This is a genomic window from Bacillus sp. MBGLi79 (genome assembly GCF_002953915.1).
In genome coordinates, this window is record NZ_CP026521.1 from 29,618 (window position 1) to 38,970 (window position 9,353).

Consider the following 9,353-nt stretch of genomic DNA (forward strand, 5'->3'; position numbering starts at 1 on the left):
AAGGCTCATATCGCAGAGTTTTTCATTCAAAAGTGACGTTTAAGGGTTGATAGTGAATATTTATTATATTAAATTGAGTATAGACACAGGAGTCGATTATCTCATGCAGAGATTTTTTCACTTTTTAATGTGGAGTTTAACTAGCAGTGCGACTTTTGTTTTCATAGGGATATTGTGCTTTTTCGGTTTAAATCAGTCGCTTTTTTTATCTCTTGTTTATGGGCTTGCTTCAGGAGCAGTCGTATACACAGCAGGTATCTGGAATGCAAGACGGTTATTTCTTAAAAAGCATGAATTGACAGGAAGAGAGTATGCTTACATTAAGAAAAACCTAGAGGAAGCAAGGCGGAAAATCATACGTCTTAGAAAAGCATTGTTTCAGGCTAAAAGCATTCAAATGTTTAAGCAAAATGCGGAAATCCTTAGGCTTGTCAGAAGGATTTATTTACTAACCAAAAAAGAGCCAAAGCGGTTTTATCAGGCAGAGCGATTTTTTTATCAAACTCTCGATTCGGTTGTTGAATTGACAGAGAAGTATGCTTTTCTATCATCTCACCCGAAAAAAAGCAAAGAATTGTCGATGTCGTTAAGTGAGACACGCATTACTCTTACTGAATTGACCAAGCGTTTAGAGGAAGATTTAACTCAAGTAATGGGTGATGAAATTGACGAGTTGCAATTTGAATTAGATGCAGCAAAACATTCATTAAAGAAATAATGGAAGAGGGTAAAAGCGATGAACCGAGATCAAAGCGACCTTCATATAGATGAATTATTGGCAGACCCTTTTGGTGGTGATATAGAGATATCAGGTTCGGAGGCTGTAAAAGCAGAGAAAGAGCAAGTACGGCTTGTTGATGTTCTTCCCGAGGAAAACAAGGAAAAAGCAATTCAGCTTGCGGGACAGATTGATCATAAAAATATGCAAAGCATTGTCTTATACGGTTCACAAGCTCAGTCTAAACTGCTGAACTTTTCTCATGATATGATTAACCATGTTCAAAAGAAGGATGTCGGAGAGATTGGCGAAATACTTGGAGAGCTGATGAAAAAGCTGGAGCAAGTAAATCCTGATGATCTTCAATCTAAGAAAAAGGGTTTTTTGGCACGCATGTTTGGAAGAGTATCAAATTCTCTTCAAGAGGTGCTGTCTAAATATCAAAAGACCAGCGTGCAGATAGACAGAATCAGCTTGAAGCTGGAGCACTCTAAAAATGCTTTAATCAGTGACAATAAACTATTAGAGCAGTTATATGAAAAAAATAAAGAGTATTTCGCAGCGCTGAATGTTTATATTGCTGCAGGAGAACTGAAGCTGGAGGAATTAAAAACAAAAACAATTCCTGAACTGAAGCAACAGGCTGAATCGAGTGATCATAACCAAATGGCCGTTCAAGAAGTAAATGATTTGATTCAATTTGCTGACCGATTAGATAAAAGGGTGCACGATTTGCTGCTGAGCAGGCAAATTACAATCCAAAGTGCTCCGCAAATCAGACTGATTCAGAATACAAACCAAGCGTTAGCTGAAAAGATCCAGTCATCCATTGTGACAGCGATTCCGCTTTGGAAAAATCAAGTTACGATCGCACTGACACTTTTAAGGCAGCGGAATGCAGTGGATGCACAGCAGAAAGTATCGGATACAACCAATGAGCTTTTGCTGAAAAATGCGGAGCTTTTAAAAACCAATACAATTGAAACCGTACGGGCAAATGAACGAGGCCTTGTTGATATAGATACCTTAAAAAAGGTGCAGGAAAGCTTAATAAGCACGCTTGAAGAAACATTGACTATACAAGAAGAAGGACGAATCAAACGCCGTCAGGCAGAAGAAGAGCTCATGATGATGGAAGGCGACCTAAAGCAAAAGCTGCTTACAATAAAGGAAAGATAGTTACCAGTAAGTCTGGCTTTAAGTTCTGTCAGAGGCACGATATAATAAAGTGTAAGAAGACACATTCAAAGGATTGTTTTCATGAACACACCTTTATATAAAGCATTAATTCAACATGCGAGAAGAAATTCTCATTCATTTCATGTTCCGGGACATCACAATGGAGATGTCTTTTTTGATGACGCCAAGTCAATATTCGATCCTCTTCTCACCATTGATGTAACTGAACTGGCAGGGCTGGATGATCTCCATCATCCTTCCGGGGTAATTAAGGAAGCGCAAGAGCTTGTCAGTCAATTATATGAATCGGCCGAGAGTTTTTTTCTGGTGAACGGTACGACTGTCGGAAACTTAGCGATGATTTTATCTGTTTGTGAACCTGGTGATACAATTTTGGTTCAAAGAAACTGTCATAAGTCTGTATTTCATGCTGTTGATTTGGCTGGTGCAGAGCCGGTTTATCTCGCACCTGACGTTGATCCAGCGATGCATGTGCCTATGCATGTTCCGCTTGGTACAATTAAAGAAGCCTTGGCAGCATATCCTGATGCGAAAGGCTTGGTACTGACCAATCCCACATATTATGGACATAGTGCTGATTTGACCGAAATCATTACGGAGGCCCATCATTACGGGATTCCTGTTTTGGTGGACGAAGCACATGGCGCACATTTTATTTTAGGAGAGCCTTTTCCAGTCTCAGCTTTAAAAATGGGGGCAGATATTGTTGTTCAGTCGGCCCACAAAACGTTGCCTGCCATGACGATGGGCTCTTATTTGCACCTCAACAGCAGCTGCAGAGTTAACAGGGATCGGGTGGCAGAGTATTTAAACCGATTACAAAGCAGCAGCCCGTCTTATCCGATTATGGCTTCGTTAGACATTGCCCGTGCTTATGTACAGCATATTAAAGAAGAACAAAAGCTTCCTGACATTTTGCAGCGAATACAAACACTTAAACAAACGTTTGATTCACTTACAAATGCAGAAGCTGTTAACCCTGCTAATACACAGGTTATAGCGGACCCGCTGAAGCTTACCATTCGTTCAAAACGCGGGCATTCTGGCTATACACTGCAAAGCATATTAGAGCGTGCCAACATATTCACTGAGCTTGCTGACGAAAATCAAGTACTGCTCGTTCTCCCACTGGGAGGAAAACGGAGAATAAACGCTGAAACCATTAGAAGCATTGATGAGGAGATTGAGAAAACGCCTCCGGATCAGCCGTTTGTGCTTGCTGAATGGGGAGCACAGCCTGTTACTGTCTTGCCTTATCAAAAAAAGGTCTTACATTCGTTTAAGAAAGAATATGTGGACTTTGGGGAAGCGGCAGGCCGGCTGAATGCAGAGGATATCATCCCTTATCCTCCGGGTATCCCGATGATTATGGCGGGAGAAAGAATAACAAAAGAAAGTGTGCAAAAGCTCAGCCGCTTGATCAGCATGAAAACGCATGTTCAAGGGAATATGAAAATCAAAGAGAAACAACTACTTGTTTATATAGAAGAGGAGAAATCATGAGCGGTTTATTTATTACATTCGAAGGTCCTGAAGGGGCGGGGAAAACAACTGTTCTCCAGGAAATCAAAAACATACTGTCAGCTGAAGGCCTTCAGGTTATGGCAACTCGAGAGCCGGGCGGAATAGATATTGCAGAACAAATTCGAGAGGTTATTCTGAATGAGCACAACACATTAATGGACCCAAAAACAGAAGCTCTCTTATATGCGGCTGCGAGACGCCAGCATTTAGTTGAAAAAGTAAAACCTGCTTTAGAAGAGGGGCATGTCGTTCTTTGCGACAGATTCATAGACAGTTCGCTTGCGTATCAAGGATATGCAAGAGGACTTGGAATTGATGAGGTTCTGTCCATTAATGAATTTGCCATTGGAGATATGATGCCCCATGTAACGGTTTATTTTTCAATTGATCCGGAAGAAGGACTGAAGCGTATTTATGCAAACGGCTCACGGGAGAAAAATAGGCTCGATTTAGAAAAACTGGACTTTCATACAAAGGTACAGGAAGGTTATCAAGAGCTGATGAAACGATTTCCGGAAAGATTCCATTCAGTTGATGCCGGGCAATCTAAAGACCTTGTCGTTCAGGATGTTCTAAAGGTGATCAATGAAGCATTGAAAAAAATTCAATTGTGACCTGTTTCCCAATAGTTGATATAATAATGTAAACGAGATCATGTTGTTTCCAATCTAAAGGAGGCCTTCACAGATGAAATTGATAGTGGCAGTTGTACAAGATCAGGACAGCAACAGACTTTTGAAAACCTTAACGGATCACAACTTCAGGGTCACAAAGCTTGCGACGACGGGAGGATTTCTTAAATCAGGCAATACAACGTTTATGATTGGTGTTGAGGATATACGCGTCAATAAAGCGTTGAGTCTTATTAAAGAAAACGGACAGAAACGTGACCAAATGATTGCCCCTGTATCTCCAATGGGCGGAAATGCTGATTCTTATGTCCCTTATCCAGTCGAAGTTGAAGTTGGCGGAGCGACAGTATTTGTCCTTCCAGTCGATGAATTTCATCAATTTTAAGGATTTGAAACTGTGAAAATTAATAAAGATATACGTACATTTATAGATAATAAGCAGCTTCCCTCTGTGAAAACATCTGAGATCACAGCATCATTTAAAACATCAATGGAAAACCAAAGCAGCAAATTGAAGCTTGATCAGCTTACCAGGCTGTTATCCGACATAGAGGCATTTGGAAAAAGGCTAACGAAATCGCGGAACTTTAAAGACTTAGCGAGATTTAAAGGACTTGTGAAACGTTTTGTCAAAGAAGCTGTGGACAGCGGCCTTTCACATGAAACGTCGAAAAGCTTTGATCTTTACGGGAACAGCAGAACGCTGGGACTTGTGAAAGAAATAGATGAAAAATTGATACAGCTTACAGAAGAGATGATGGATCAGGAACAATCGGCAATTGATTTGCTGGAGCGTATTGGCGAAATAAAAGGTTTATTGATTAACCTTTACACATAGAGAGTGATACAATGGCAATATCCTGGAAGGAAATGAGCGAGCTTCAGCCCAGAGTGATGAAGCTTTTATATAATAGTATTGAGAAGGACAGATTATCACACGCTTATTTGTTTGAGGGGAAAAAAGGAACAGGCAAGCTTGATGCCGCGCTGCTTCTTGCAAAAAGCTTCTTTTGTTTGGAGGATGGCGCGGAGCCTTGTGAGAGCTGCCGAAACTGTAAACGGATAGAGTCGGGGAACCATCCCGATCTCCATCTTGTTCAGCCTGATGGCTTATCAATCAAAAAGGCGCAAATTCAAGCGTTGCAAGAAGAGTTTTCTAAGACCGGGCTTGAATCGCATAAAAAGCTGTATATTATTTCGCACGCAGATCAAATGACAGCAAATGCGGCGAACAGCCTGCTGAAATTTTTAGAAGAACCGAATAAAGACACAATGGCCATCCTCATCACTGAGCAGCCCCAAAGGTTATTGGATACCATCATTTCAAGATGCCAAACCCTTCCCTTTCAACCTTTGCAGCCAAAAGCAATTGAAGACAGACTGATCGAACAGGACGTCTCGCCTCATATGGCAAGGCTTCTGGCCAACATGACCAATAATGTGGCAGAAGCAGTCGAATTAAGTCGAAATGATGAGTTTGCAGAGTCTAGAGCGAAAGTGATAAAATTGTATGAAGTCCTACACCAGCGGAAAGGACATGCTTTTTTCTTTATTCAAGATCAATGGATGCCCTTTTTCAAAGAAAAAACCCATCAAGAAATGGGTCTTGATATGCTCTTATTGATATATCGTGATGTGTTGTCCATCCAAATAGGAAATGAAGATAAATTGATTTATCAAGACTTATTCCAATCAATAAAACAGCATGCGCTACAATCAACACAACAAAGCGTTACGAATCAGATACTTGCTGTTTTAGAAGCAAAGAAACGGCTTCATTCCAATGTGAATGTACAAGGATTAATGGAGCACTTGGTGTTAATGTTGCAGGAGGGATAAGCTTGTACAATGTAATTGGTGTCCGCTTTAAGAAAGCGGGTAAAATATATTATTTTGATCCGAATGGATTTTATATAGAACATGACAGCTGCGTAATTGTAGAAACTGTCAGAGGCGTTGAGTACGGCCAGGTCGTGATTGCAAATAAACAGGTGGATGAGCATGATGTGGTGCTTCCCCTTCGAAAAGTGATACGTGTGGCTGACGAGCGCGATCTTCTCATTGTAGAAGAGAATAAACAAGAAGCACTATCAGCATTTGATATCTGCCAAAAGAAAGTAATTGAACACGGCTTGGATATGAAGCTGGTTGATGTTGAATTCACGTTTGATCGCAATAAAGTCATTTTTTACTTCACTGCTGACGGCCGAGTGGATTTTAGAGAGCTTGTAAAGGATTTGGCTTCTATCTTTAAGACAAGAATTGAGTTGCGCCAAATCGGAGTGAGGGATGAGGCGAAAATGCTCGGAGGAATCGGTCCTTGCGGAAGAATGCTTTGCTGTTCAACGTTTCTTGGAGATTTTGAACCCGTTTCCATTAAAATGGCCAAGGATCAGAACTTGTCTTTAAATCCTACGAAGATTTCAGGTCTTTGCGGACGTTTGATGTGCTGTTTAAAATATGAGAACGATGAGTATGAGACCGCAAAAGAACAGCTTCCGGATATTGGAGAAATGATTACGACAGCAAACGGCCCCGCGAAGGTCGTCGGACTAAATATTCTGGAACGGGTGCTTCAGGTGGAACTGATAAACCGTGAAAAAGTGATAGAATATACTTGGGAAGAGCTCTTGGAAGAGGGCGTCGTATCCGCACAAACCACAGATTAACGAGGTGTGGAACCTTGGATAAAAAAGAGTTATTTGATACAGTCATTAACTTAGAAGAACAAATTGGTTCACTGTACCGGCAGCTGGGGGATTTGAAGCAGCATATCGGTGAGATGATCGAGGAAAATCATCATTTACAGCTTGAAAACAAGCATTTGCGCAAACGGCTGGACGATACGACGCAGCAGATTGAAAAGTTCAAAGCTGATAAAAAAGAATCAAAAACACAGAAGACAGAGCAAACAGATATAGGGGAAGGATATGATAATCTGGCACGACTGTATCAAGAAGGATTTCATATCTGCAATGTCCACTATGGAAGTGTTCGAAAAGAAGATTGTCTTTTCTGTCTGTCATTCTTAAATAAAAAATAGGGAAAAGGCTTCCGCATAAGACGGGAGCCTTTTTCAAAGGTACTGAAAGGATAAGAAGATGGTTTCATTACGTGATGATGAAAGATTAGATTATTTGCTGGCAGAGGACATGAAAATCATACAAAGTCCAACGGTGTTTGCTTTTTCATTGGACGCTGTGCTTCTGTCCAAATTTGCGTACGTTCCGATACAAAAAGGAAAAATTGTTGATTTGTGCACCGGCAATGGCATTGTGCCGCTGCTGCTCAGTACAAGATCAAAAGCAGACATTCTTGGAGTCGAAATTCAAGAACGGCTGCATGATATGGCTATTCGCAGTGTGGAGTACAATAAGCTGCAGGATCAGATTCAGATCATACATGATGATTTGAAAAACATGCCGGAGAAGCTGGGGCATAATCGATATGATGTTGTCACCTGCAACCCGCCGTATTTTAAAACGCCGAAACAAACTGAACAAAACATGAACGAGCATCTCCGAATCGCAAGACATGAAATCCACTGCACACTGGAGGATGTCATTTCAGTCAGCAGCAAGCTGCTCAAACAAGGAGGAAAAGCAGCACTTGTTCACCGGCCGGGACGGCTTCTGGAGATTTTTGAACTGATGAAGGCTTATCAAATCGAGCCAAAGCGTGTGCAATTTGTCTATCCGAAGCAAGGGAAAGAAGCCAATACCATTTTGGTTGAAGGAATCAAAGGCGGGCGTCCAGATTTGAAAATTCTTCCTCCTTTGTTCGTTTATGATGAACAAAATGAATATACAAAAGAGATCAGGACCATTTTATATGGAGACAAATAATCATTTCTTCTACGTCGTGAAATGTAGGGACAATAGCTGGTATGCCGGGTATACCAACGATCTGCATAAACGGGTGAAAACACACAATGACGGAAAGGGCGCAAAGTATACAAAAGTAAGACGTCCGGTTGAATTGATTTTTGCTGAAGCTTTCGATACCAAACGGGAAGCTATGCAGGCTGAATATTATTTCAAAAAACTAACTCGAAAGAAAAAAGAGCTTTATATAGAAGAAAAGCGGAACAGCAAGGAGGCTGTATATGTTAAGGCGCCAAATGAGCTTTAATGGAAAGTCGGACATGGGAATTCTTTACTTGGTCCCAACCCCAATCGGAAATTTAGAGGATATGACATTCCGGGCGATCGATACGCTGAAATCAGTGGATGCGATTGCTGCGGAAGATACGAGGCAAACGAAAAAGCTTTGTCATGTATATGAAATTGAAACACCGCTGGTCAGCTATCATGAACACAATAAAGAAAGCAGCGGGCACAAAATTATTGAATGGCTGAAATCGGGAAAAAACATTGCTCTTGTCAGTGATGCCGGTCTGCCGACAATTTCTGATCCTGGAGCTGAAATCGTGAAAGATTTTACGGATATAGGCGGTTATGTTGTTCCGTTGCCGGGAGCCAACGCTGCATTAACAGCTCTTATTGCTTCAGGTATTGTACCGCAGCCTTTTTTCTTTTACGGTTTTCTCAACAGACAGAAAAAAGAAAAGAAGAAGGAGCTTGAAGCCCTTAAAAAACGGCGGGAAACGATCATTTTTTATGAAGCGCCTCACAGATTGAAGGAAACCTTGTCAGCGATGGCAGAGATATTAGGGGATCGAGAAATTGCTGTAACGCGTGAACTCACTAAAAAATATGAAGAGTTTATCCGAGGAACGATATCAGAGGTCATCGAATGGGCAAACGAGGATCAGATACGCGGCGAGTTTTGTCTTGTCGTAGAAGGAAGTAATAATGAAGAAGCAGATGAGGAAGAACAATGGTGGGAAAGCCTCACTGCGAAAGAACATGTCGAGCATTACATCTCGAAAGGCGCTACTTCTAAAGAAGCCATTAAAAAAGCAGCAGTCGATCGCAATGTACCAAAGCGTGAAATGTACGATGCTTACCATATTAAGCAATAAAAAAAACGTTCTTGTGTCATAACAAGAACGTTTTTTGTACAAGAAATGATTATTTAAGGTTTTGAAGCTGGTTTTGGATTTCGCTGATGATTTGCTCAGCGCCTTCTTTACTAAGAACCAATTTACCGCCTGCAAGTTTAAGGTTATCATCAGAAACTTCACCAGTTACTTGGCAAGTCATGTTTGGTTTATATTTTTTAAGGATGATTTTTTCATCATCAACATAAATTTCAAGAGCATCTTTTTCTGCGATTCCGAGAGTACGACGCAATTCGATAGGAATAACTACACGCCC

Annotated in this window: 13 protein-coding genes; 12 read left to right on the plus strand and 1 reads right to left on the minus strand. The window is 41.0% G+C overall.

Features of this window, described 5'->3' with window-relative positions; translation table 11 throughout:
* Positions 1 to 103: 103 nt before the first annotated feature.
* The 12 genes from C1T29_RS00180 (at position 104) to rsmI (ending at position 9,058) form a co-directional block, all read left to right on the plus strand.
* A complete protein-coding gene (locus tag C1T29_RS00180; RefSeq protein WP_071582145.1) occupies positions 104 to 718 on the plus strand; it encodes a 5-bromo-4-chloroindolyl phosphate hydrolysis family protein in 615 nt (204 codons plus the stop codon).
* A gap of 18 nt (positions 719 to 736) precedes the next feature.
* Entirely contained in the window at positions 737 to 1,897 is a 1,161-nt protein-coding gene (locus C1T29_RS00185) for a toxic anion resistance protein (protein ID WP_103750521.1), read from the plus strand.
* 81 nt (positions 1,898 to 1,978) lie between these two features.
* A complete protein-coding gene (locus C1T29_RS00190) occupies positions 1,979 to 3,421 on the plus strand; it encodes an aminotransferase class I/II-fold pyridoxal phosphate-dependent enzyme (protein WP_095432913.1) in 1,443 nt (480 codons plus the stop codon).
* Positions 3,418 to 4,056 carry a dTMP kinase gene (tmk, locus tag C1T29_RS00195; RefSeq protein WP_014662473.1) on the plus strand — a complete coding sequence of 213 codons (639 nt, stop codon included), beginning with the start codon at positions 3,418 to 3,420 and terminating at the stop codon, positions 4,054 to 4,056. The genes C1T29_RS00190 and tmk overlap by 4 nt, the downstream gene beginning before the upstream one ends.
* 73 nt (positions 4,057 to 4,129) lie before the next feature.
* Positions 4,130 to 4,459, plus strand: a complete 330-nt coding sequence (darA, locus tag C1T29_RS00200) for a cyclic di-AMP receptor DarA (protein ID WP_003242755.1) — start codon at positions 4,130 to 4,132, stop codon at positions 4,457 to 4,459.
* A gap of 12 nt (positions 4,460 to 4,471) precedes the next feature.
* Complete coding sequence (locus C1T29_RS00205; RefSeq protein ID WP_071582142.1) at positions 4,472 to 4,912, plus strand: YaaR family protein; 441 nt, start codon at positions 4,472 to 4,474, stop codon at positions 4,910 to 4,912.
* An 11-nt stretch (positions 4,913 to 4,923) separates the two neighbouring features.
* Complete coding sequence (gene holB, locus C1T29_RS00210) at positions 4,924 to 5,913, plus strand: DNA polymerase III subunit delta' (RefSeq protein WP_095432914.1); 990 nt, start codon at positions 4,924 to 4,926, stop codon at positions 5,911 to 5,913.
* 2 nt (positions 5,914 to 5,915) lie between these two features.
* A complete protein-coding gene (ricT, locus tag C1T29_RS00215) occupies positions 5,916 to 6,743 on the plus strand; it encodes a competence/sporulation regulator complex protein RicT (RefSeq protein WP_103750520.1) in 828 nt (275 codons plus the stop codon).
* A gap of 14 nt (positions 6,744 to 6,757) precedes the next feature.
* Positions 6,758 to 7,117: a replication initiation-control protein YabA gene (yabA, locus tag C1T29_RS00220; RefSeq protein ID WP_003218308.1), complete on the plus strand. Its 360-nt coding sequence runs from the start codon at positions 6,758 to 6,760 to the stop codon at positions 7,115 to 7,117.
* A 58-nt stretch (positions 7,118 to 7,175) separates the two neighbouring features.
* Positions 7,176 to 7,919: a tRNA1(Val) (adenine(37)-N6)-methyltransferase gene (locus tag C1T29_RS00225; protein WP_103750519.1), complete on the plus strand. Its 744-nt coding sequence runs from the start codon at positions 7,176 to 7,178 to the stop codon at positions 7,917 to 7,919.
* Complete coding sequence (locus C1T29_RS00230; RefSeq protein WP_014662477.1) at positions 7,906 to 8,205, plus strand: GIY-YIG nuclease family protein; 300 nt, start codon at positions 7,906 to 7,908, stop codon at positions 8,203 to 8,205. Before C1T29_RS00225 ends, C1T29_RS00230 begins: the two co-directional genes overlap by 14 nt.
* Complete coding sequence (gene rsmI, locus C1T29_RS00235) at positions 8,180 to 9,058, plus strand: 16S rRNA (cytidine(1402)-2'-O)-methyltransferase (RefSeq protein ID WP_103750518.1); 879 nt, start codon at positions 8,180 to 8,182, stop codon at positions 9,056 to 9,058. Before C1T29_RS00230 ends, rsmI begins: the two co-directional genes overlap by 26 nt.
* 49 nt (positions 9,059 to 9,107) lie before the next feature.
* Here rsmI and abrB read toward each other — a convergent pair.
* Positions 9,108 to 9,353, minus strand: a 246-nt coding sequence (gene abrB / locus C1T29_RS00240; protein ID WP_208945580.1) for a transition state genes transcriptional regulator AbrB, incomplete at its 5' end; no start/stop codon positions are given.

Excerpts from the sequence above, each read along its gene's own strand:
- C1T29_RS00180 (WP_071582145.1), top strand. The coding sequence starts at position 104 with ATGCAGAGATTTTTTCACTTTTTAATGTGGAGTTTAACTAGCAGTGCG.
- C1T29_RS00185 (WP_103750521.1), top strand. The coding sequence starts at position 737 with ATGAACCGAGATCAAAGCGACCTTCATATAGATGAATTATTGGCAGAC.
- C1T29_RS00190 (WP_095432913.1), top strand. The coding sequence starts at position 1,979 with ATGAACACACCTTTATATAAAGCATTAATTCAACATGCGAGAAGAAAT.
- tmk (WP_014662473.1), top strand. The coding sequence starts at position 3,418 with ATGAGCGGTTTATTTATTACATTCGAAGGTCCTGAAGGGGCGGGGAAA.
- darA (WP_003242755.1), top strand. The coding sequence starts at position 4,130 with ATGAAATTGATAGTGGCAGTTGTACAAGATCAGGACAGCAACAGACTT.
- holB (WP_095432914.1), top strand. The coding sequence starts at position 4,924 with ATGGCAATATCCTGGAAGGAAATGAGCGAGCTTCAGCCCAGAGTGATG.
- C1T29_RS00225 (WP_103750519.1), top strand. The coding sequence starts at position 7,176 with ATGGTTTCATTACGTGATGATGAAAGATTAGATTATTTGCTGGCAGAG.
- C1T29_RS00230 (WP_014662477.1), top strand. The coding sequence starts at position 7,906 with ATGGAGACAAATAATCATTTCTTCTACGTCGTGAAATGTAGGGACAAT.
- rsmI (WP_103750518.1), top strand. The coding sequence starts at position 8,180 with ATGTTAAGGCGCCAAATGAGCTTTAATGGAAAGTCGGACATGGGAATT.